This window comes from Rhizobium sp. CECT 9324 (assembly GCF_918741265.1).
Classification (GTDB): Bacteria; Pseudomonadota; Alphaproteobacteria; order Rhizobiales; family Rhizobiaceae; genus Allorhizobium.
This window is the reverse complement of the sequence record NZ_CAKKMZ010000004.1, coordinates 73,759-92,027: the sequence shown is the minus strand read 5'-3', so window position 1 is coordinate 92,027 and position 18,269 is coordinate 73,759. Positions and strand designations below refer to the sequence as shown.

Below are 18,269 nucleotides of genomic sequence, written 5' to 3'. Positions count from 1 at the left end.
GACGGGGGACCAGGACCCGTTCAGAGGCTGCGCCCACTGGGCGGCAAGCTTCGGCCTCACTATCGATTTGCGTCAGGCGGGTGCGCCTGTTTCGTACGAAAGACCTCGACGGTGTGCAACATCATGCTCGTTGATGAAACGGTCGTCAACTTCGGGAAACTCGCAGGAGCCCCAGTGACGCATTTGAGAATGGCCTTTCCATTCGCCTCTATATTGAAGGCTACAGAGAGTTATCTTTTCATCCGAAACCAAAGTCAATATAAGTGACAGATAGTGATCTAAAAAAATCCGCAAAGGGTAGGGCGCTGTCGCCTTGGCAGGCGCGTGCCCATGCGGCAGGGCTTCAGCAAAAAGTTTTGGCTGAGATCACCGGCAAGACCGAGATCAATGTGAGCCAGCAACTTCGTGGAATGTACGGCGGCAAAGGCGAGCCGCCTCGGTATGTCGTGGCGACGATTATCGCGTGGGAGCTGATGACGCTCGATCAGCGCGAGGAATGGCTTGCGCAGCTCGGCAGCAAGGGAACTCTGCCGTCGCAGCACTTCACGCGCTCAAACGTCATGGAGCGCTTCCGTGCCGCCGTGAGAGCGCGTCGGGAAGAGCTGTCGTTGTCGCGCGAGCAGATTGCGAATGCCATCGGCACCACGCGACGAGCCATCAAGGATTTTGAGGATGGCGGTGACGTTTCGATGTCGCTTGCGGCCAAGATCGCGGAATCTGTTGGCTTAAGCATTGGTGTGGTCGATACGGCGACCGCGAGCGGCATTGCTGGCGGTTCGGCCTTGGCCAGAGATACCGACACCTATGAAATCTCAGATTCCCTCCCCGATGATCTGGAGGGCGCATGAGCGGCGATAAGCTGAATGTGCTTCTCTACGACCGGCAGGTAGGGACGCTGGAGCGTTCGCGTGAAGGCGTCAATTTCACCTATGCGAACACATGGCTTGAGGACGTTCGGAGCGGCCGAGGCGGGCACGCCTTGTCCATCTCCATGCCCCTCCACGAACGGGAGCATGGGCCAAGGGTTGTCGAACCATTCATTGCCGGCTTTTGCCTGACAGCGCGGTTCATCGGCGCAAAATCGCAGAGAGCTTCGGGATTGATCCGGGGCACGAGAGCGATTTTGAGTTTCTTCTTCGGAAGATCGGCCGCGATTGCGCAGGCGCAGTGGTTTTCACTGACCCCAACGATCCCTATGCAGATATTCGCGAGCCGCCAAAGCTAAAGCGGCTTTCGGATGGGAGCTGGCGCAGTACCTGCGCGACCTTCCGATCCGGCCGCTTGTCGATGATCCAGAGACCGGCACGCGTCTATCATTGGCAGGGGTAAACGATAAAACGGCTGTCGTCATTTCCGGTGGGATCGTGTCGCTGCCTTTGAACGGGTTCCCGTCCTCGCATATCCTGAAGGTGGATATTGCGGGGCTGAAGGACTCGATCAGGACGGAGCATTTCTGCCTTCGGCTCGCTGATGCCTGTGGAATCCGGGTGCCGAAGTCCTCGATCCATCAGGTCGAGGATACGGTCTACATGCGGGTGGCCCGCTATGACCGCCGCTTGCAGATGCGGGAGAATGGACCTGCATTGCTGATCCGCGCCCATCAGGAGGATATGTGTCAGGCGCTCGCGATCCATCCCGAGTCGAAGTACGAGGATAATCGCTATAGCCCCGGCCCCGGCTGGAAAGACATGGCCGAAGTCATGAAGATGATGGAACGCCCGGCCGTCGATCAGGCCGGTTTGCTCGATAGGGCGCTTTTTCAGTATCTATCCGGCAATCCTGACGCACATGGAAAGAACTATGCCATCCGCTATTCGCCGGGCGGGCAGATGGCATTGTCGCCGCTCTACGACCTGAACAATCAGGCGGCGTTCGCAGTCAACTACAAGAACGTCAAGCCTCGTATGGCGATGGCAATTGGCCGGATCGAGACTCCCCCGACAAGGGCGAATTCTGGCGCACCAGAGTCACACGGGATCATTGGGCCGACTTTGCGAAAGACGTGGGAATGCCGGCAGCGCACGTCTTGAAGAAGCTCGATGAGATGACGATGCGGATCAGCGCCGCCGTGACGACATTGCGCGAGGAATTCCGTCACACGCTCGCTGACACCCCCGCTACTCGATGTGGTCGTTGAGGACATTGTGGGCCGCGCTGACGCGGTGAAACACAATCGGCCGGAGCCAGAGCGCCAGCAATTCCGAACGCCTTCCAGCGGTGAGCCAGAGCGCCAGCAGCCCCGAACGCCTTCCAGAGGGCCGTCTATGGGAATGTAACCCGTATAGGGGGAGACACTTCCTGATGACAGAATGCACCTGGCTCTCAGGGTCGCGCCGCCGTTTTATTTGGAGGTCGCGCGCTGCCGCACGAGGCCGTCAATTTTTCGCTGCGCCTCTGGCGACGGATTCTCAATACCGGATATGCCGTGCGCGGCGGCTTCCGCGCCTGATGCGAAGACCTCAATCGGGGGCGCGTAGCTCCAAACTGATAGATCGAGGTTATGTGCGTGAACGCGCAGAGCGAGAAGGTGATCGCGGTCATGCGTCAGCAGCCACCCCCCGCACAGGCACCCGTCGCGCTGGTGGCACATGAAAAGGGCCATCGGCTGAAACGGTGTTTCGGCATCGTAGGCCGGGAGCTTCGCATACTCGTCCCCATGCCAAATGCCAGCGGGCACGTCTCTGCGATAGGGGCAAGTCCCGCAGGGAATCTTTGGCGGTTTCACAGGCAACTGATCCTCATGCATTTTCGTGGATGCGGCGCTGCTGCGCCTCGATGGCGGATCGTCTCGCCGCTGGCTCGATGTCGTAGAGAGCCAAGCGGAGGCATGAGAACATTCAACTCCGGGGTCATACGGACTGCGCCAAGAGGGCGCGCAGTGTTCTGTGATTATGCCAAAATCATCTATCATGCCGGCGCGATAGAGCGGCCATGCACCGCTCAGGAGCATTCTTGCGGTCAAGGTGATCGGGATCGCGCACCAGCCGACCGTCGATACTGTCGATATAGACATCGCGCCGGTCCTTGGTCAGCTCGATAAGAACGCGACCCGAGGCGATCAGCCGCAAAGCATCAATCGGTGCAGGCTTAGCCAGTTGCGTCCCTGCAAAGCGCTATCTCTCTTCGGTGAAGGCGCATTCATAGCCTCCTAGTTGGCGGCCGACCGGATTATGCGGCGAGCATGAAGCTTCGACCGGCCGCAACGTTTCCATGCGTCCGTCGATCATCTCGATCATGCGAGCGGCGGCGGCTTCCCTTGTGTCGAATGCGCCGAAATTGTCGTCCGTTTCCATCACGCGAAGTTCGTCAGTGTCAACGCCAACAGCGATAGCGTAAGTGGTCATTCTCTCTGTCTCCGGGGGTTATCTGGAATTTTCGGACGCGGGCCGGTGGCTCTTCTCGAACGTTGAGGTCGAGCAGGTGCCCGCACAGCGCCCGGCGATCACCGGAACCGGGTCCAGCATCCACTCACGTCACCGTCTTGCCAGTCGGCAGCAACGACACGGTATCCATCGCGCTTGCGGATGTAGTAGCCGGGTCGCATTGTGAATTTCGGGCTTTCGTTCGTCTGCATCGTCGCCTCCGGGGTTATTTGGAATTGTGCAACAGAACCGTTGCATGAAGATCAATAGTCTCACCGGACCGGGTGTAGGCTCTATAGCCTTGAAACCCTCAAATCTTCGATCCGAGCGCCCACAGGCAGTTGCCAGCACGTTCGCGCGCCCACGGTGGATTGGGTTGGGCTGAGAGAATGTCGGCTGAAGCTCATCAGCGCTACTAACGCTTTGCCGCAAAAACCTCATCCTTAGCTTTGTGGGTTCGCCCCATGATGCCACTCCGGCCTTAATTGGAATTTTCAGTAGTGAAAGGCGCGGTGCTCGGCGAGCTGCGCTGACTTGTCCATACTGAGATCGTAGACTTCCATGATCCGCTGCATATTTTTTTCCGTCATATTCTGCCGCGACTTCGCGGGATGACTGTTCCGGCTTCACAAAGACCGGATAGTCCTCGTTGATCGAACGTGTCGCAAACCACGATCAAAATGGGTCGCCGCCCGAGTTCCGCTCCCGTGCTCGAACCAGCTTTCGATATCGGCTCTGCTTGCTGCCATCGTGATCGCACTCCGGGCCTTAGTTGGCGCTCTGCCGACTTATGGCGTCCAAATTGAGCCTTTTGCTTTGTGTTTTTTCTGGCGCGCCGTATAGATTTCCTCGCCAACGGGTTCAGGCAACGGGCCGCTCAGCGTCGTAGGCAAGCAAATTCCCTCCACGAGGAGAGCGCAGCTACGATTGCATCATCTTCCCTGTGGGAAGGCGCATCGGGACGGCGATGAGCGCCGATCACGATAGAGGCGATGTCTTGCGAGCCGTGGCCTGCGCTTGCATTTTCGGAGGATTGCGGTAGCGCCGGACCGGCGGCATCGCCGGCGCTCGATCAGCGCAACGAGCATTTGCACCGTTTCCTCCCAGTTGGGGGTCATATCGATAGTGCGCAGCACTTCCTTGTTCTCATTCATTTGCATGGTCTCCGTTTTAAGAATTGGGGTTATCGAGTGTGCCGGCATCGCGTGCCACTCTTCGCTGTGCCCCCGCATCCTCCCTGTCATTGGTGTAGTAAGCGATGGCCTCAGCCCGCTCGCGCGACAGGTTCGGGCGAGTGATGCGATACTCGCCATCCCGCTTGCTGACGGTAAGGCCAAGGGCGCGCACGGCGCTGAACAGGGATTTGTCATTTCGTGTCGGGATGGCCAAGGCGTCAGAGATGATCTTTGCGACGGTCATGGACTGTCTCCGGGTGCTAGTTGGAATCTGCGGGGCGCGTATAATGGGCGGCCGTAGGGAACTTACCGGGATCGGCGATAGGCAAGTCCCATCCGAATGCAGAACCAGCCACCATCGCCTCGCGCTGCGCAGGCGTAACATCCATTGCAATATTGCGATTATCTACCCAAGCGCGTGAAGCATCGGCATCGCCAGCAAGATGAGACGGCAGGTTGCTTGGGATGCGGTAGCCGCTTTCTCCCCGCAGAATGCCTACCACTTGTTGAATTTCGTCAACATATGCGTAGCAGACTTCGGGGAGGTTGGAATTGATAGCCATGGTCACGTTCTCCGGCGATTGGTGGAACTCAGTGTGGGGCAAAAAGCGCGTTGCTCTGCTAACTGCTCCGCAGCAACATCACGTGCGGCTTGTCGCGATAGCGCAACCGATTTCGGATCGGCCTGCACGAAAGGCAAGGCGGCTTCGACTTGACGGCAAAGCTCGGAAAAGGCTTCGTCACTCAGGCCGGGAGACTGCCATGGTTCCCCAAAGCTGCAAGCGCCGTCAACATAGCTTTCAACCACAATGCCGATGTCGTCGAGCGTGAAGCCCGCTTCCATTTCGGACTTCATTTCGACCGCGAGCTTCTTGATGAAAGGGTGCATGGCTGCGCCTCCCGGTGGTTGTTGGAATTATCGAAAAGCATCCCACAGGCACTCCCCGGTGCGGGTGGCCTGAACCTCCACCTTGTAGGTGCGGAGATCGTCATGGGTCGTACCGATGGCGTGCGCGTGAATCTTCGCTCAGTAGATATTTGGCGCGCTTCTTTGCAGCGGCCAAACCATACTCAAGATCGGCGCAGATATCGCAACCATCGGCGTCTTTCAGTACCACGTCATATTCGGCCATTTGTGCCTCCGGGCGGCTGTTAAAGAGGAGATGGCAGCTTACGCCGCCATCTCAATCTTGTCGGAGAGAGGGCGAAGAACCTCGTTCCAGATCGCTTCGCAGGTGTCGTTCGCGCTGTAGTCCGAGACGACATCGTGGCCATCATTGCCGTAAATCAACTGGAACCATCCAGCTTTTACGCCATCCTCGGTGCGGATAACGATCACGTCCTCGGCGGTGGAGAAGAGAGCCGCGAGAATTTCGGCCTTATTCTCGGAACGCTTTACCGCCAGTCCTCGCCGTCCGAAAACCGAAATCACAAACCCGCGCTTGAGGCAGGCAGTGACGAGGGCAACGGACATGCGCTTCTCTGCCTTGAGGCGGCGTGCAAGGGCGCGTTCGCCGCGATCCTCTGCGGCGTTGATGGCGCTGTCGAAACCAGTCTTCATGGCTATCTCCGGGCGTTGTGTGGAAGGCCAGTTGGCGCTTCTCGTTTTCAGTTCCAAAAACCTATTCCAATATTACAAACACGTCCAATGGGTAATTCCAAAAAAATAGTTCCAAATATAATTTTCATGTGTCGGATTTCATGCTATCCAAAGGTCATGTCACAAGCTGAACCTATCAAATACGGATACGCTCGCGTCTCCACGGACGATCAGAAGCTCGATCTGCAACTGGACGCGCTTGCGCGCGCTGGCGTGGAGCGCGAGCGGATTTTCACGGATGAAGCAAGTGGGGCACGGATACCTGATAGGCCGGGCCTGAAGGCCGCATTCAAAACGCTGCGGCCCGGTTCAATGCTCGTAGTGTGGAAGATCGACCGGCTAGGGCGCAATTTGTCCGAACTGATCCAGACTGCCGATCTTGTGCGCAAGAAGGGGGCGGAACTTGTGTCGCTGACGGAAGGCATCGACACGTCAAACGCTTTCGGCAAGGCGATGTATCACATGATAGGCGTGTTCGCGCAGCTCGAACGCGACATGATCGTGGAGCGCACCAAGGCCGGTGTCGCCGCCGCAAAGGAGCGTGGGAAAATTCCGGGCCGTCGCTCGCCGCTTACCGCCGAGAAACGCTCCGAGATCGTGAAGCACATGCTCGACGGGCTGTCATTCGAGCAGATTGCACCGCTGGTCGGTGTGAGTAAGTCCACCCTCTACAACCATGGAGACGATCTGCGGGCCGAAAGGGCAGTGATCGATGCTGAAGAACTGAGTTCCAACTAAGGCGGGATAGAAGATGAGGCGGTGATGGTGAGGTTATCTACACGTACTCGAAGTGCAGCCTAATGAGGGAGAGGCGCCGTTGGCGCGATGATGATACGGGATTTGAGGTTTTGATTCATTTGAGGAAGCCAAAGCGGACCTATTAGCGCTCCGAGAGGACATTGTGGACGACCCGGACGATATATGGTCGCCTATGCAGATTGAGAAAATCGTGATGCTGCCGATGACGCGGAGCAACCTTCTGACACTTTTAAATCAAGGGATGGAGGCCGTAGTGCAAAGGGCTGAGATCATCGAGATCATCGAATAGGCAGTTCCTATGAAGGCTCCAGAAAGATCAACGACGATTGCAATAGCTGCTGCTGACTATCGCGTCACGCATCTGGAAATCGTCTGCTGTGGCCGTGCCGTCTATAAACGAATTGAGGAATTGCCGGCGTCTGTGAAGGGGCTGACACTAGAACAGATAGCGCCGAAACTGACATGCGAAGTGTGCGGAAACCGCGCGAGCGTTTCGCGCATGGGCTACTGGAACACGGTCAGAGACGGCTACCGACTGAATAAGGCACGATGCCGATGGGCGCAGCGAAGCAGATAGTTCGAGGTATGGGGACGCCTGCCGCATGTAGGAGAGCATCCGGGGACCGGCCTTATGCTCAACTGGATCGCGGCCGGCGCGCTGGCAGGTGGCATAAAGGGCGGAAATCGTTGGCATCCTTGGCGGAGCCTCCATCATGATTATGGGCCTTGGGCCGCTATATCTGTGGGGGAGCCTACGACCAGGGCGAGGATCAGTGACCGTATGTCCAACCCTCATTCCGCAGGCGGTTCATCTGCGGGATCGGGGTCTTCCTCGTAGGCGAGGGCTTGATTGCGGGCGACCTCTTCCAGAGCCGTATAAACGGCGCGAGACGCCCATCCCGACAGACACGGCCATATCGACCAAATCTCGCGCAGCAAGGTCAATTGCTTCTTGGCATTCAAGGCCGTAGTTCAGGATTGTCAGGTGCATGTCTTGGCGGCGAAATATTCATGCGCTCCTCCCGCGATCAGTCCATCATAAACCGCAAAACGCACGGCCCGTCCTTCTGCGTTTCCGCTTGACTCTCAATACGGTGCGAGAACATAATGGGAACGAAATCCTAGCCAGCACCCCGAGGCTTTCTATGAAAACCGCCGACATGTTGGCCGTCGAGCCAGTTTCCGTTGCCCTTGTCTTCCGCGAGATTAGGACGGCGGGCCTTCGGGGTTTCAGCGGGTTTTCCATCACCCGCAGGGCGATGACATTGAAGACCCGATAGACCTTATCGCTTGGATGGTACGCCATGAACACGCGACATTTTGGGTTTCGTGTGAGCGGGCAACAGTCTTTTGCCGTGGCAGGCATCCTTGACGGCGATTTCGTAGCAATCGACAGAGCGGGGAAGGTGGCAGCCAGTGTCGGCAGCGGTGGCTTGGCGCGTCATAATGGCGACCTCACCTTGACAGTCTCTCCTCGCCCGCCGTCGACGGCCGGACTTTGGCTTGAGGCTCGTTCCGACGAGCATTAATCCCGCCGTTGCCTGTTAATCGAAAGCACAGAAATATGGGGAGTGGTGGCGGGGATCGCCCGCCGTTACACCACCGTCGAGTAGGGCCATGGCTTCGCCCATCATAGCCCTTATCGGACTGGCAACAATTTCTATGTCTCGTGCGAGCGGCTTTTTGATCCGGGGCTTGCGGGTAAGCCAGTCGTCGTGCTACTCGAAACAAACGATGGTTGTGGGCCGTCGCGGAGAGCGACGAGGGTCGAAAGCCCTTGGCATCAAGATGGGCGAGCCGGCACACTTGTTCGCGTGACAAGACCCGAGAGCATGGCATCCGCCTGTTTTCGAGCAATTATACCCCTTTACGGGGACATATCGCGAAGGGTGGCCGCGGACCATTGCAACGTTCCAGTCCGCGAACCGAAGTCTATAGCATCGATGAGACGTTGTTGACCTGACAGGCTTTGGTGGGTGCATGATCGATCACGCTACCGAGATGCGTGAGATCGTTCGCCAGAATGTCGGAATCCCGACTTGCGTTGGCATCGGGACGGACAAAGACCTTGGCGAAATTCGCGAACTTTATTGCCAAGAAAAATCCCGTTTTCACGGCGTTGCTGACCTTACCAATACCGACATCGCCGCTTTCACGATGGAGCGCACCGGACGTTTCCGAGGTCTGGGGCGTTGGCGCGGAACGACGACCAAACTCGCGAGATCGGCATAAATACGCGTTGCGCAGCTTCGCGATATGCCCCTGCCGCTCGCCCGTCAGGTTGGCCACCGTAGTTCTTGAGGCGGACGGTTGCCGAGCTTCGTGGCATATCCTGTATTGAGCTGGTAGACGTGGAGCCGACCCGCAAGGGTTTGGCCGTCACCAGATCGGCCGGCAGTCCGATGACGAGCCTTGCCGCTTTGCAACAAGGCGATCACCGCCCACGCGACCCCGCGCTGCTGAAAAATTGCGCCGTCACGGCCTGTCGCCTCGCATATGACCGTCTTTTTCCATACAAACCCATTTAATGGCACGCCCCGCAACAGCGCATCAAGACGGCCCGCCTTTCGCCGCCATCGAGCGCGACGATGGTCCTTGTCCAACTGGCTCTTGCTTGCGCAGCGAGAGAGCATGGAAGGGCGATCAGGAGGGGAACGGCTGTGCATACACGAAAGCGGGTATCATCCTTGACGACTTGGTGCCGCAGGAAATGGCTCCCGTTGATCTATTCGCCCATGAGCAAGCGAGGGAAGGTAAGGTTTCGGCCGTGCTGGATTCGATTACACGACCGATGGGCAAAAAGACTCTCATCATCGCGTCCGAGGCTTCAAGCGGGCAAGTGGAGACGAAAGCCAGCATGAGATCGCCGAGCTATACGACGCGCCTCGCGGATTTGCCGACCGTTCGGGCTTAACCGGCGCTTCTTCCGCCGCGTAGCGCCCCTGTGGGGCGTTCCTGCCCTCTGGCCGGCCTCTGTGCCGTTGCAGGTCGAGAGTGAGGCCGTAGGGGTTTCCCTACGGCCTTTTCTGTTGGCTTGCTGGCGCCGGCACCGGCCACTGGCACCGCTCATCGTTTCCGTTTGGCTTGGAAGGTGTGTTCGACGGTGAGCTTGAGGAAGAGTGGGATTGAGATTTCGAGGGCGATTTTGGTTGAGCCGTTGGGCTTGAGCTTTGCGATGATGCGGGAGAAGGAGGCCATGAGGCGGCGACCTGTTGCGCGGCAAAACTGGAACGTCTGGAACATTCGCGGACCTTTCGTTTGGCATTAGCGCCATGGAAAGAGGATAGGCCGGGGGCGAAATCCGATCAAGCAGAAACGTAAAAAATAACGACAAATAATTTTACATAAACATGCGCGAGAGGGCTTGTGTTTAGTAAAAATAACAGGCATAGTAAGACCATGAACAACGGGAGAGCGAGGGGATGGGGAAAGCGGCGAGAAAAGTAAAAAATATGGGAGAATAGTAAAAATAACTGTGACATAGCTTGCGGATATGCCATAGTAGGATTGGAAAAGGCTCCGATATTGGCAGAGCGCCGCAAGTTTAGTAAAAAAATCGCGACATGCGATAAAAAGTAAAAAAAATAATGCTTGCGATTAGTAAAAATACCCGATAATATAGTAAAAATATGTGTGGCAAAAGGGACACAGGCGGCGCGTTTAGTATAAAACTACACCGGTGTAGTTTTATACTAAACGCGCCGCCTGTGTCCCTTTTGCCACACATATTTTTACTATATTATCGGGTATTTTTACTAATCGCAAGCATTATTTTTACTTTTTATCGCCATGTCGCGATTTTTTTACTAAACTTGCGCGCTCTGCCAATATCGGAGCCTTTTCCAATCCTACTATGGCATAATCCGCAAGCTATGTCAACAGTTATTTTTACTATTCTCCCATATTTTTTACTTTTCTCGCCGCTTTCCCCATCCCCTCGCTCTCCCGTTGTTCATGGTCTTACTATGCCTGTTATTTTTACTAAACACAAGCCCTCTCGCGCATGTTTATGTAAAATTATTTGTCGTTATTTTTACGTTTCTGCTTGATCGGATTTCGCCCCCGGCCTATCCTCTTTCCATGGCGCTAATGCCAAACGAAAGGTCCGCGAATGTTCCAGACGTTCCAGTTTTGCCGCGCAACAGGTCGCCGCCTCATGGCCTCCTTCTCCCGCATCATCGCAAAGCTCAAGCCCAACGGCTCAACCAAAATCGCCCTCGAAATCTCAATCCCACTCTTCCTCAAGCTCACCGTCGAACACACCTTCCAAGCCAAACGGAAACGATGAGCGGTGCCAGTGGCCGGTGCCGGCGCAGCAAGCCAACAGAAAAGGCCGTAGGGAACCCCTACGGCCTCACTCTCGACCTGCAACGGCACCGAGGCCGGCAGAGGGCAGGAAACGCCCCACAGGGGCGCTACGCGGCGGAAGAAGCGCCGGTTAAGCCCGAACGGTCGGCAAATCCGCGAGGCGCGTCGTATAGCGCGGCGATCTCATGCTGGCTTTCGTCTCACTTGCCCGCTTGAAGCCCTCGGACGCGATGATGAGAGTCTTTTTGCCCCATCGGTCGTTAATCGAATCCAGCACGGCCGAAACCTTACCTGCCCTCGCTTGCTCATGGGCGAATAGATCAACGGGAGCCATTTCCTGCGGCACCAAGTCGTCAAGGATGATACCCGCTTTCGTGTATGCAAAGCCGTTCCCCTCCTGATCGCCCTTCCATGCTCTCGCTGCGCAAGCAAGAGCCAGTTGGACAAGGACCATCGTCGCGCTCGATGGCGGCGAAAGGCGGGCCGTCCTTGATGCGCTGTTGCGGGGCGTGCCATTAAATGGGTTTGTATGGAAAAAGACGGTCATATGCGAGGCGACAAGGCCGTGACGGCGCAATTTTTCAGCAGCGCGGGTCGCGTGGGCGGTGATCGCCTGTTGCAAAGCGGCAAGGCTCGTCATCGGACTGCCGGCCGATCTGGTGACGGCCAAACCCTTGCGGGTCGGCTCCACGTCTACCAGCTCAATACAGGATATGCCACGAAGCTCGGCAACCGTCCGCTCAAGAACTACGGTGCCAACCTGACGGGCGAGCGGCAGGGGCATATCGCGAAGCTGCGCAACGCTATTTATGCCGATCTCGCGAAGTTTGGTCGTCGTTCTCGCGCCAACGCCCCAGACCTCGGAAACGTCGGTGCGCTCCATCGTGAAAGCGGCGATGTCGGTATTGGTAAGGTCAGCAACGCCGTTGAAAACGGGATTTTTCTTGGCAATAAAGTTCGCGAATTTCGCCAAGGTCTTTGTCGTCCCGATGCCAACGCAAGTCGGGATTCCGACATTCTGGCGAACGATCTCACGCATCTCGGTAGCGTGATCGATCATGCACCCACCAAAGCCTGTCAGGTCAACAAACGTCTCATCGATGCTATAGACTTCGGTTCGCGGACTGAACGTTGCAATGGTCGCGGCCACCCTTCGCGATATGTCCCCGTAAAGGGTATAATTGCTCGAAAACAGGCGGATGCCATGCTCTCGGGTCTTGTCACGGAACAAGTGTGCCGGCTCGCCCATCTTGATGCCAAGGGCTTTCGCCTCGTCGCTTCTCGCGACGGCACAACCATCGTTGTTCGATAGCACGACGACTGGCTTACCTCGCAAGCCCGGATCAAAAAGCCGTTCGCACGAGACATAGAAATTGTTGCAGTCGATAAGGGCTATGATGGGCGAAGCCATGGCCCTTACTCGACGGGGTAACGGCGGGCGATCCCCGCCACCACTCCCCATATTTCTGTGCTTTCGATAACAGGCAACGGCGGATAATGCTCGTCGGAACGAGCCTCAAGCCAAAGTCGGCCGTCGCGGCGGGCGAGGACTTTCAAGGTGAGGTCGCCATTATGAAGCGCAAGCACCGTGCGACCTGGCTGCACCTTCCCCGCTCTGTCGATTGCTACGAAATCGCCGTCAAGGATGCCTGCACGGCAAAGACTGTTGCCGCTCACACGAAACCAAAATGTCGCGTGTTCATGGCGTACCATCCAAGCGATAAGGTCTATCGGGTCTTCAATGTCATCGCCTGCGGGTGATGGAAAACCCGCTGAAACCCGAAGGCCCGCCGTCCTAATCTCGCGGAAGACAAGGGAAACGGAAACTGGCTCGACGGCCAACATGTCGGCGGTTTTCATAGAAAGCCTCGGGGTGCTGGCTAGGATTTCGTTCCCATTATGTTCTCGCACCGTATTGAGTCAAGCGGAACGCGAAGACGGGCCGTGCGTTTGCGGTTATGATGACTGATCGCGGGAGGAGCGCATGAATATTTCGCCGCCAAGACATGCACCTGACAATCCTGACTACGGCCTTGAATGCCAAGAAGCAATTGACCTTGCTGCGCGAGATTTGGTCGATATGGCCGTGTCTGCGGGATGGGCGTCTCGCGCCGTTTATAAGGCTCTGGAAGAGGTCGCCCGCAATCAAGCCCTCGCCTACGAGGAAGACCCCGATCCCGCAGATGAACCGCCTGCGGAATGAGGGTTGGACATACGGTCACTGATCCTCGCCCGGTCGTAGGCTCCCCACAGATATAGCGGCCCAAGGCCCATAATCATGATGGAGGCTCCGCCAAGGATGCCAACGATTCCGCCCTTTATGCCACCTGCCAGCGCGCCGGCCGCGATCCAGTTGAGCATAAGGCCGGTCCCCGGATGCTCTCCTACATGCGGCAGCGTCCCCATACCTCGAACTATCTGCTTCGCTGCGCCCATCGGCATCGTGCCTTATTCAGTCGGTAGCCGTCTCTGACCGTGTTTCCAGTAGCCCATGCGCGAAACGCTCGCGCGGTTTCCGCACACTTCGCATGTCAGTTTCGGCGCTATCTGTTCTAGTGTCAGCCCCTTCACAGACGCCGGCAATTCCTCAATTCGTTTATAGACGGCACGGCCACAGCAGACGATTTCCAGATGCGTGACGCGATAGTCAGCAGCAGCTATTGCAATCGTCGTTGATCTTTCTGGAGCCTTCATAGGAACTGCCTATTCGATGATCTCGATGATCTCAGCCCTTTGCACTACGGCCTCCATCCCTTGATTTAAAAGTGTCAGAAGGTTGCTCCGCGTCATCGGCAGCATCACGATTTTCTCAATCTGCATAGGCGACCATATATCGTCCGGGTCGTCCACAATGTCCTCTCGGAGCGCTAATAGGTCCGCTTTGGCTTCCTCAAATGAATCAAAAACCTCAAATCCCGTATCATCATCGCGCCAACGGCGCTCTCCCTCCATTAGGCTGCACTTCGAGTACGTGTAGATAACCTCACCATCACCGCTCATCTTCTATCCCGCCTTAGTTGGAACTCAGTTCTTCAGCATCGATCACTGCCCTTTCGGCCCGCAGATCGTCTCCATGGTTGTAGAGGGTGGACTTACTCACACCGACCAGCGGTGCAATCTGCTCGAATGACAGCCCGTCGAGCATGTGCTTCACGATCTCGGAGCGTTTCTCGGCGGTAAGCGGCGAGCGACGGCCCGGAATTTTCCCACGCTCCTTTGCGGCGGCGACACCGGCCTTGGTGCGCTCCACGATCATGTCGCGTTCGAGCTGCGCGAACACGCCTATCATGTGATACATCGCCTTGCCGAAAGCGTTTGACGTGTCGATGCCTTCCGTCAGCGACACAAGTTCCGCCCCCTTCTTGCGCACAAGATCGGCAGTCTGGATCAGTTCGGACAAATTGCGCCCTAGCCGGTCGATCTTCCACACTACGAGCATTGAACCGGGCCGCAGCGTTTTGAATGCGGCCTTCAGGCCCGGCCTATCAGGTATCCGTGCCCCACTTGCTTCATCCGTGAAAATCCGCTCGCGCTCCACGCCAGCGCGCGCAAGCGCGTCCAGTTGCAGATCGAGCTTCTGATCGTCCGTGGAGACGCGAGCGTATCCGTATTTGATAGGTTCAGCTTGTGACATGACCTTTGGATAGCATGAAATCCGACACATGAAAATTATATTTGGAACTATTTTTTGGAATTACCCATTGACGTGTTTGTAATATTGGAATAGGTTTTTGGAACTGAAAACGAGAAGCGCCAACTGGCCTTCCACACAACGCCCGGAGATAGCCATGAAGACTGGTTTCGACAGCGCCATCAACGCCGCAGAGGATCGCGGCGAACGCGCCCTTGCACGCCGCCTCAAGGCAGAGAAGCGCATGTCCGTTGCCCTCGTCACTGCCTGCCTCAAGCGCGGGTTTGTGATTTCGGTTTCGGACGGCGAGGACTGGCCGGTAAAGCGTTCCGAGAATAAGGCCGAAATTCTCGCGGCTCTCTTCTCCACCGACGAGGACGTGATCGTTATCCGCACCGAGGATGGCGTAAAAGCTGGATGGTTCCAGTTGATTTACGGCAATGATGGCCACGATGTCGTCTCGGACTACAGCGCGAACGACACCTGCGAAGCGATCTGGAACGAGGTTCTTCGCCCTCTCTCCGACAAGATTGAGATGGCGGCGTAAGCTGCCATCTCCTCTTTAACAGCCGCCCGGAGGCACAAATGGCCGAATATGACGTGGTACTGAAAGACGCCGATGGTTGCGATATCTGCGCCGATCTTGAGTATGGTTTGGCCGCTGCAAAGAAGCGCGCCAAATATCTACTGAGCGAAGATCACGCGCACGCCATCGGTACGACCCATGACGATCTCCGCACCTACAAGGTGGAGGTTCAGGCCACCCGCACCGGGGAGTGCCTGTGGGATGCTTTTCGATAATTCCAACAACCACCGGGAGGCGCAGCCATGCACCCTTTCATCAAGAAGCTCGCGGTCGAAATGAAGTCCGAAATGGAAGCGGGCTTCACGCTCGACGACATCGGCATTGTGGTTGAAAGCTATGTTGACGGCGCTTGCAGCTTTGGGGAACCATGGCAGTCTCCCGGCCTGAGTGACGAAGCCTTTTCCGAGCTTTGCCGTCAAGTCGAAGCCGCCTTGCCTTTCGTGCAGGCCGATCCGAAATCGGTTGCGCTATCGCGACAAGCCGCACGTGATGTTGCTGCGGAGCAGTTAGCAGAGCAACGCGCTTTTTGCCCACACTGAGTTCCACCAATCGCCGGAGAACGTGACCATGGCTATCAATTCCAACCTCCCCGAAGTCTGCTACGCATATGTTGACGAAATTCAACAAGTGGTAGGCATTCTGCGGGGAGAAAGCGGCTACCGCATCCCAAGCAACCTGCCGTCTCATCTTGCTGGCGATGCCGATGCTTCACGCGCTTGGGTAGATAATCGCAATATTGCAATGGATGTTACGCCTGCGCAGCGCGAGGCGATGGTGGCTGGTTCTGCATTCGGATGGGACTTGCCTATCGCCGATCCCGGTAAGTTCCCTACGGCCGCCCATTATACGCGCCCCGCAGATTCCAACTAGCACCCGGAGACAGTCCATGACCGTCGCAAAGATCATCTCTGACGCCTTGGCCATCCCGACACGAAATGACAAATCCCTGTTCAGCGCCGTGCGCGCCCTTGGCCTTACCGTCAGCAAGCGGGATGGCGAGTATCGCATCACTCGCCCGAACCTGTCGCGCGAGCGGGCTGAGGCCATCGCTTACTACACCAATGACAGGGAGGATGCGTGGGGCACAGCCGAAGAGATGGCACGCGATGCCGGCACACTCGATAACCCCAATTCTTAAAACCGGAGACCATGCAAATGAATGAGAACAAGGAAGTGCTGCGCACTATCGATATGACCCCAACTTGGGAGGAAACGGTGCAAATGCTCGTTGCGCTGATCGAGCGCGGCGATGCCGCCGGTCGCGCTACCGCAATCTCCGAAATGCAGCGCATGGCACGGCTCGCAGACATCGCCTCTATCGTGATCGGCGCTCATCGCCGTCCCGATGCGCCTTCCCACAAGGGAGCTGATGCAATCGTAGCTGCGCTCTCCTCGTGGAGGGAATTGCTTGCCTACGACGCTGAGCGGCCCGTTGCCGGAACCCGTGGCGCGGAAATCTATACGCGCGCCGAAGAAGCAAAGGCTCAATTGGACGCCATAAGTCGGCAGAGCGCCAACTAAGGCCCGGAGGCGATCACGATGGCAGCAAGCAGAGCCGATATCGAAAGCTGGTTCGAGCACGGAGCGGAACTCGGCGCGACCCATTTGATCGTGGTTTGCGACACGTTCGATCACGAGGACTATCCGGTCTTTGTGAAGCCGGAACAGTCATCCCGCGAAGTCGCGGCAGAATATGACGGAAAAAATATGCAGCGGATCATGGAAGTCTACGATCTCAGTATGGACAAGTCAGCGCAGCTCGCCGAGCACCGCGCCTTTCACTACTGAAAATTCCAATTAAGGCCGGAGTGGCATCATGGGGCGAACCCACAAAGCTAAGGATGAGGTTTTGCGGCAAGCGTTAGTAGCGCTGATGAGCTTCAGCCGACATTCTCTCAGCCCAACCCAATCCACGTGGGCGCGCGAACGTGCTGGCAACTGCCTGTGGGCGCTCGGAATCGAAGAATTTGAGGGTTTCAAGGCTATAGAGCCTACACCCGTCGGTGAGACTATTGATCTTCATGCAACGGTTCTGTTGCACAATTCCAAATAACCCCCGGAGGCGACGATGCAGACGAACGAAAGCCCGAAATTCACAATGCGACCCGGCTACTACATCCGCAAGCGCGATGGATACCGTGTCGTTGCTGCCGACTGGCAAGACGGTGACGTGAGTTGGATGCTGGACCCGGTTCCGGTGATCGCCGGGCGCTGTGCGGGCACCTGCTCGACCTCAACGTTCGAGAAGAGCCACCGGCCCGCGTCCGAAAATTCCAGATAACCCCCGGAGACAGAGAGAATGACCACTTACGCTATCGCTGTTGGCGTTGACACTGACGAACTTCGCGTGATGGAAACGGACGACAATTTCGGCGCATTCGACACAAGGGAAGCCGCCGCCGCTCGCATGATCGAGATGATCGACGGACGCATGGAAACGTTGCGCCGGTCGAAGCTTCATGCTCGCCGCATAATCCGGTCGGCCGCCAACTAGGAGGCTATGAATGCGCTTCACCGAAGAAGAGATAGCGCTTTGCAGGGACGCAATGGCTAAGCCTGCACCGATTGATGCTTTGCGGCTGATCGCCTCGGGTCGCGTTCTTATCGAGCTGACCAAGGACCGGCGCGATGTCTATATCGACAGTATCGACGGTCGGCTGGTGCGCGATCCCGATCACCTTGACCGCAAGATGCTCCTGAGCGGTGCATGGCCGCTCTATCGCGCCGGCATGATAGATGATTTTGGCATAATCACAGAACACGGCCGCGCCCTCTTGGCGCAGTCCGTATGACCCCGGAGTTGAATGTTCTCATGCTCCGCTTGGCTCTCTACGACATCGAGCCAGCG

Annotated in this window: 31 protein-coding genes and 1 pseudogene; 18 read left to right on the top strand and 14 right to left on the bottom strand. The window is 56.9% G+C overall.

From position 1 onward, the window contains the following. Positions 1-356 precede the first annotated feature (356 nt). The 4 genes and pseudogenes from LQ231_RS26890 to LQ231_RS26880 all read left to right on the top strand — a co-directional run bounded on the left by LQ231_RS26890 (position 357) and on the right by LQ231_RS26880 (position 2,030). Positions 357-848: a helix-turn-helix domain-containing protein gene (locus tag LQ231_RS26890; protein ID WP_230175344.1), complete on the top strand. Its 492-nt coding sequence runs from the start codon at positions 357-359 to the stop codon at positions 846-848. Next, positions 845-1,039, top strand: a pseudogene (locus LQ231_RS27380) (HipA N-terminal domain-containing protein); the annotation flags it as partial. The gene LQ231_RS26890 and the pseudogene LQ231_RS27380, both read left to right, overlap by 4 nt. A gap of 11 nt (positions 1,040-1,050) precedes the next feature. Next, positions 1,051-1,329, top strand: coding sequence for a hypothetical protein (locus LQ231_RS27375; protein WP_356637734.1), 279 nt, complete (start codon positions 1,051-1,053; stop codon positions 1,327-1,329). Continuing rightward, positions 1,317-2,030, top strand: a complete 714-nt coding sequence (locus LQ231_RS26880; RefSeq protein ID WP_290371396.1) for a HipA domain-containing protein — start codon at positions 1,317-1,319, stop codon at positions 2,028-2,030. The genes LQ231_RS27375 and LQ231_RS26880 overlap by 13 nt, the downstream gene beginning before the upstream one ends. 311 nt (positions 2,031-2,341) lie before the next feature. Here the strand turns inward: LQ231_RS26880 and LQ231_RS27370 are convergent, their stop codons facing one another. The 8 genes from LQ231_RS27370 to LQ231_RS26850 form a co-directional block, all read right to left on the bottom strand. Continuing rightward, positions 2,342-2,746, bottom strand: a complete 405-nt coding sequence (locus tag LQ231_RS27370; RefSeq protein ID WP_356637723.1) for a DUF6283 family protein — start codon at positions 2,744-2,746, stop codon at positions 2,342-2,344. Positions 2,747-3,113: 367 nt separating this feature from the next. Continuing rightward, positions 3,114-3,344: a hypothetical protein gene (locus LQ231_RS26875; RefSeq protein WP_230175382.1), complete on the bottom strand. Its 231-nt coding sequence runs from the start codon at positions 3,342-3,344 to the stop codon at positions 3,114-3,116. Between the two features lie 98 nt (positions 3,345-3,442). Further along, positions 3,443-3,574 (bottom strand): hypothetical protein, encoded by a 132-nt coding sequence (locus LQ231_RS27245; protein ID WP_290371395.1) that lies wholly within the window; start codon positions 3,572-3,574, stop codon positions 3,443-3,445. Between the two features lie 958 nt (positions 3,575-4,532). Then, a complete protein-coding gene (locus tag LQ231_RS26870; protein WP_230175381.1) occupies positions 4,533-4,781 on the bottom strand; it encodes a hypothetical protein in 249 nt (82 codons plus the stop codon). Between the two features lie 16 nt (positions 4,782-4,797). After that, positions 4,798-5,100 carry a hypothetical protein gene (locus tag LQ231_RS26865; protein ID WP_230175361.1) on the bottom strand — a complete coding sequence of 101 codons (303 nt, stop codon included), beginning with the start codon at positions 5,098-5,100 and terminating at the stop codon, positions 4,798-4,800. A gap of 2 nt (positions 5,101-5,102) precedes the next feature. Beyond that, positions 5,103-5,426, bottom strand: a complete 324-nt coding sequence (locus tag LQ231_RS26860; RefSeq protein WP_230175380.1) for a hypothetical protein — start codon at positions 5,424-5,426, stop codon at positions 5,103-5,105. A gap of 100 nt (positions 5,427-5,526) precedes the next feature. Then, positions 5,527-5,670, bottom strand: a complete 144-nt coding sequence (locus LQ231_RS26855) for a hypothetical protein (protein WP_230175378.1) — start codon at positions 5,668-5,670, stop codon at positions 5,527-5,529. A gap of 38 nt (positions 5,671-5,708) precedes the next feature. Then, positions 5,709-6,098 carry a hypothetical protein gene (locus tag LQ231_RS26850; protein WP_230175376.1) on the bottom strand — a complete coding sequence of 130 codons (390 nt, stop codon included), beginning with the start codon at positions 6,096-6,098 and terminating at the stop codon, positions 5,709-5,711. 156 nt (positions 6,099-6,254) lie between these two features. Here LQ231_RS26850 and LQ231_RS26845 point away from each other — a divergent pair, with 156 nt between their 5' ends. Continuing rightward, positions 6,255-6,875 (top strand): recombinase family protein, encoded by a 621-nt coding sequence (locus LQ231_RS26845; protein WP_230175366.1) that lies wholly within the window; start codon positions 6,255-6,257, stop codon positions 6,873-6,875. 1,953 nt (positions 6,876-8,828) lie between these two features. On the opposite strand, the gene LQ231_RS26840 is transcribed toward LQ231_RS26845, so the two are convergent. Then, positions 8,829-9,185, bottom strand: a complete 357-nt coding sequence (locus tag LQ231_RS26840) for a hypothetical protein (protein WP_230175374.1) — start codon at positions 9,183-9,185, stop codon at positions 8,829-8,831. Between the two features lie 238 nt (positions 9,186-9,423). Here LQ231_RS26840 and LQ231_RS27365 point away from each other — a divergent pair, with 238 nt between their 5' ends. Beyond that, positions 9,424-9,810, top strand: coding sequence for a DUF4113 domain-containing protein (locus tag LQ231_RS27365; RefSeq protein ID WP_356637729.1), 387 nt, complete (start codon positions 9,424-9,426; stop codon positions 9,808-9,810). Between the two features lie 152 nt (positions 9,811-9,962). Here the strand turns inward: LQ231_RS27365 and LQ231_RS26835 are convergent, their stop codons facing one another. Next, positions 9,963-10,139: a hypothetical protein gene (locus LQ231_RS26835; protein ID WP_230175228.1), complete on the bottom strand. Its 177-nt coding sequence runs from the start codon at positions 10,137-10,139 to the stop codon at positions 9,963-9,965. Between the two features lie 868 nt (positions 10,140-11,007). Between LQ231_RS26835 and LQ231_RS26830 the strand changes: the two genes are divergently transcribed. Next, positions 11,008-11,184 carry a hypothetical protein gene (locus tag LQ231_RS26830; protein ID WP_230175228.1) on the top strand — a complete coding sequence of 59 codons (177 nt, stop codon included), beginning with the start codon at positions 11,008-11,010 and terminating at the stop codon, positions 11,182-11,184. A 150-nt stretch (positions 11,185-11,334) separates the two neighbouring features. Here LQ231_RS26830 and LQ231_RS26825 read toward each other — a convergent pair whose 3' ends face one another. Together LQ231_RS26825 and LQ231_RS26820 are read right to left on the bottom strand one after the other, a co-directional pair. Further along, a complete protein-coding gene (locus LQ231_RS26825; RefSeq protein WP_230175372.1) occupies positions 11,335-12,666 on the bottom strand; it encodes a Y-family DNA polymerase in 1,332 nt (443 codons plus the stop codon). Then, the gene (locus LQ231_RS26820; protein ID WP_230175370.1) at positions 12,621-13,064 is read right to left on the bottom strand and encodes a S24 family peptidase; all 444 of its coding nucleotides are present in this window, start codon (positions 13,062-13,064) and stop codon (positions 12,621-12,623) included. The genes LQ231_RS26825 and LQ231_RS26820 overlap by 46 nt, the downstream gene beginning before the upstream one ends. Positions 13,065-13,188: 124 nt before the next feature. Here LQ231_RS26820 and LQ231_RS26815 point away from each other — a divergent pair, with 124 nt between their 5' ends. After that, on the top strand, positions 13,189-13,407 hold the full coding sequence (locus LQ231_RS26815) for a hypothetical protein (RefSeq protein WP_230175368.1): 219 nt from the start codon (positions 13,189-13,191) through the stop codon (positions 13,405-13,407). A gap of 500 nt (positions 13,408-13,907) precedes the next feature. On the opposite strand, the gene LQ231_RS26810 is transcribed toward LQ231_RS26815, so the two are convergent. Together LQ231_RS26810 and LQ231_RS26805 are read right to left on the bottom strand one after the other, a co-directional pair. Beyond that, a complete protein-coding gene (locus LQ231_RS26810; RefSeq protein WP_230175367.1) occupies positions 13,908-14,204 on the bottom strand; it encodes a hypothetical protein in 297 nt (98 codons plus the stop codon). A gap of 13 nt (positions 14,205-14,217) precedes the next feature. Continuing rightward, on the bottom strand, positions 14,218-14,838 hold the full coding sequence (locus LQ231_RS26805) for a recombinase family protein (protein WP_230175366.1): 621 nt from the start codon (positions 14,836-14,838) through the stop codon (positions 14,218-14,220). A gap of 154 nt (positions 14,839-14,992) precedes the next feature. Here LQ231_RS26805 and LQ231_RS26800 point away from each other — a divergent pair, with 154 nt between their 5' ends. From LQ231_RS26800 to LQ231_RS26755, 10 genes are all read left to right on the top strand, one after another. Beyond that, positions 14,993-15,382 (top strand): hypothetical protein, encoded by a 390-nt coding sequence (locus LQ231_RS26800; protein ID WP_230175365.1) that lies wholly within the window; start codon positions 14,993-14,995, stop codon positions 15,380-15,382. 38 nt (positions 15,383-15,420) lie between these two features. After that, positions 15,421-15,636 carry a hypothetical protein gene (locus tag LQ231_RS26795; protein WP_230175364.1) on the top strand — a complete coding sequence of 72 codons (216 nt, stop codon included), beginning with the start codon at positions 15,421-15,423 and terminating at the stop codon, positions 15,634-15,636. Positions 15,637-15,663: 27 nt separating this feature from the next. Then, positions 15,664-15,960: a hypothetical protein gene (locus LQ231_RS26790; protein ID WP_230175363.1), complete on the top strand. Its 297-nt coding sequence runs from the start codon at positions 15,664-15,666 to the stop codon at positions 15,958-15,960. A gap of 28 nt (positions 15,961-15,988) precedes the next feature. After that, positions 15,989-16,291, top strand: a complete 303-nt coding sequence (locus LQ231_RS26785; RefSeq protein ID WP_230175361.1) for a hypothetical protein — start codon at positions 15,989-15,991, stop codon at positions 16,289-16,291. A gap of 16 nt (positions 16,292-16,307) precedes the next feature. Then, positions 16,308-16,559 (top strand): hypothetical protein, encoded by a 252-nt coding sequence (locus LQ231_RS26780; RefSeq protein WP_230175359.1) that lies wholly within the window; start codon positions 16,308-16,310, stop codon positions 16,557-16,559. A 17-nt stretch (positions 16,560-16,576) separates the two neighbouring features. Then, positions 16,577-16,942 carry a hypothetical protein gene (locus tag LQ231_RS26775; protein ID WP_230175357.1) on the top strand — a complete coding sequence of 122 codons (366 nt, stop codon included), beginning with the start codon at positions 16,577-16,579 and terminating at the stop codon, positions 16,940-16,942. Between the two features lie 18 nt (positions 16,943-16,960). Then, a complete protein-coding gene (locus LQ231_RS26770; protein WP_230175355.1) occupies positions 16,961-17,209 on the top strand; it encodes a hypothetical protein in 249 nt (82 codons plus the stop codon). Positions 17,210-17,489: 280 nt separating this feature from the next. Continuing rightward, the gene (locus tag LQ231_RS26765; RefSeq protein WP_230175353.1) at positions 17,490-17,702 is read left to right on the top strand and encodes a hypothetical protein; all 213 of its coding nucleotides are present in this window, start codon (positions 17,490-17,492) and stop codon (positions 17,700-17,702) included. Positions 17,703-17,720: 18 nt separating this feature from the next. Then, positions 17,721-17,915 carry a hypothetical protein gene (locus LQ231_RS26760; protein ID WP_230175351.1) on the top strand — a complete coding sequence of 65 codons (195 nt, stop codon included), beginning with the start codon at positions 17,721-17,723 and terminating at the stop codon, positions 17,913-17,915. 10 nt (positions 17,916-17,925) lie between these two features. Further along, a complete protein-coding gene (locus LQ231_RS26755; RefSeq protein ID WP_230175348.1) occupies positions 17,926-18,213 on the top strand; it encodes a hypothetical protein in 288 nt (95 codons plus the stop codon). Positions 18,214-18,269: the final 56 nt, after the last annotated feature.

What these genes read in the sequence shown, in the direction of transcription:
- LQ231_RS27370 (WP_356637723.1), bottom strand. Translation starts at nt 2,746, where the DNA reads ATGCATGAGGATCAGTTGCCTGTGAAACCGCCAAAGATTCCCTGCGGG.
- LQ231_RS26875 (WP_230175382.1), bottom strand. Translation starts at nt 3,344, where the DNA reads ATGACCACTTACGCTATCGCTGTTGGCGTTGACACTGACGAACTTCGC.
- LQ231_RS27245 (WP_290371395.1), bottom strand. Translation starts at nt 3,574, where the DNA reads ATGCAGACGAACGAAAGCCCGAAATTCACAATGCGACCCGGCTACTAC.
- LQ231_RS26870 (WP_230175381.1), bottom strand. Translation starts at nt 4,781, where the DNA reads ATGACCGTCGCAAAGATCATCTCTGACGCCTTGGCCATCCCGACACGA.
- LQ231_RS26865 (WP_230175361.1), bottom strand. Translation starts at nt 5,100, where the DNA reads ATGGCTATCAATTCCAACCTCCCCGAAGTCTGCTACGCATATGTTGAC.
- LQ231_RS26860 (WP_230175380.1), bottom strand. Translation starts at nt 5,426, where the DNA reads ATGCACCCTTTCATCAAGAAGCTCGCGGTCGAAATGAAGTCCGAAATG.
- LQ231_RS26855 (WP_230175378.1), bottom strand. Translation starts at nt 5,670, where the DNA reads ATGGCCGAATATGACGTGGTACTGAAAGACGCCGATGGTTGCGATATC.
- LQ231_RS26850 (WP_230175376.1), bottom strand. Translation starts at nt 6,098, where the DNA reads ATGAAGACTGGTTTCGACAGCGCCATCAACGCCGCAGAGGATCGCGGC.
- LQ231_RS26845 (WP_230175366.1), top strand. Translation starts at nt 6,255, where the DNA reads ATGTCACAAGCTGAACCTATCAAATACGGATACGCTCGCGTCTCCACG.
- LQ231_RS27365 (WP_356637729.1), top strand. Translation starts at nt 9,424, where the DNA reads ATGGCACGCCCCGCAACAGCGCATCAAGACGGCCCGCCTTTCGCCGCC.
- LQ231_RS26835 (WP_230175228.1), bottom strand. Translation starts at nt 10,139, where the DNA reads ATGTTCCAGACGTTCCAGTTTTGCCGCGCAACAGGTCGCCGCCTCATG.
- LQ231_RS26830 (WP_230175228.1), top strand. Translation starts at nt 11,008, where the DNA reads ATGTTCCAGACGTTCCAGTTTTGCCGCGCAACAGGTCGCCGCCTCATG.
- LQ231_RS26825 (WP_230175372.1), bottom strand. Translation starts at nt 12,666, where the DNA reads ATGGGGAGTGGTGGCGGGGATCGCCCGCCGTTACCCCGTCGAGTAAGG.
- LQ231_RS26820 (WP_230175370.1), bottom strand. Translation starts at nt 13,064, where the DNA reads ATGAAAACCGCCGACATGTTGGCCGTCGAGCCAGTTTCCGTTTCCCTT.
- LQ231_RS26815 (WP_230175368.1), top strand. Translation starts at nt 13,189, where the DNA reads ATGAATATTTCGCCGCCAAGACATGCACCTGACAATCCTGACTACGGC.
- LQ231_RS26810 (WP_230175367.1), bottom strand. Translation starts at nt 14,204, where the DNA reads ATGAGCGGTGATGGTGAGGTTATCTACACGTACTCGAAGTGCAGCCTA.
- LQ231_RS26805 (WP_230175366.1), bottom strand. Translation starts at nt 14,838, where the DNA reads ATGTCACAAGCTGAACCTATCAAATACGGATACGCTCGCGTCTCCACG.
- LQ231_RS26800 (WP_230175365.1), top strand. Translation starts at nt 14,993, where the DNA reads ATGAAGACTGGTTTCGACAGCGCCATCAACGCCGCAGAGGATCGCGGC.
- LQ231_RS26795 (WP_230175364.1), top strand. Translation starts at nt 15,421, where the DNA reads ATGGCCGAATATGACGTGGTACTGAAAGACGCCGATGGTTGCGATATC.
- LQ231_RS26790 (WP_230175363.1), top strand. Translation starts at nt 15,664, where the DNA reads ATGCACCCTTTCATCAAGAAGCTCGCGGTCGAAATGAAGTCCGAAATG.
- LQ231_RS26785 (WP_230175361.1), top strand. Translation starts at nt 15,989, where the DNA reads ATGGCTATCAATTCCAACCTCCCCGAAGTCTGCTACGCATATGTTGAC.
- LQ231_RS26780 (WP_230175359.1), top strand. Translation starts at nt 16,308, where the DNA reads ATGACCGTCGCAAAGATCATCTCTGACGCCTTGGCCATCCCGACACGA.
- LQ231_RS26775 (WP_230175357.1), top strand. Translation starts at nt 16,577, where the DNA reads ATGAATGAGAACAAGGAAGTGCTGCGCACTATCGATATGACCCCAACT.
- LQ231_RS26770 (WP_230175355.1), top strand. Translation starts at nt 16,961, where the DNA reads ATGGCAGCAAGCAGAGCCGATATCGAAAGCTGGTTCGAGCACGGAGCG.
- LQ231_RS26765 (WP_230175353.1), top strand. Translation starts at nt 17,490, where the DNA reads ATGCAGACGAACGAAAGCCCGAAATTCACAATGCGACCCGGCTACTAC.
- LQ231_RS26760 (WP_230175351.1), top strand. Translation starts at nt 17,721, where the DNA reads ATGACCACTTACGCTATCGCTGTTGGCGTTGACACTGACGAACTTCGC.
- LQ231_RS26755 (WP_230175348.1), top strand. Translation starts at nt 17,926, where the DNA reads ATGCGCTTCACCGAAGAAGAGATAGCGCTTTGCAGGGACGCAATGGCT.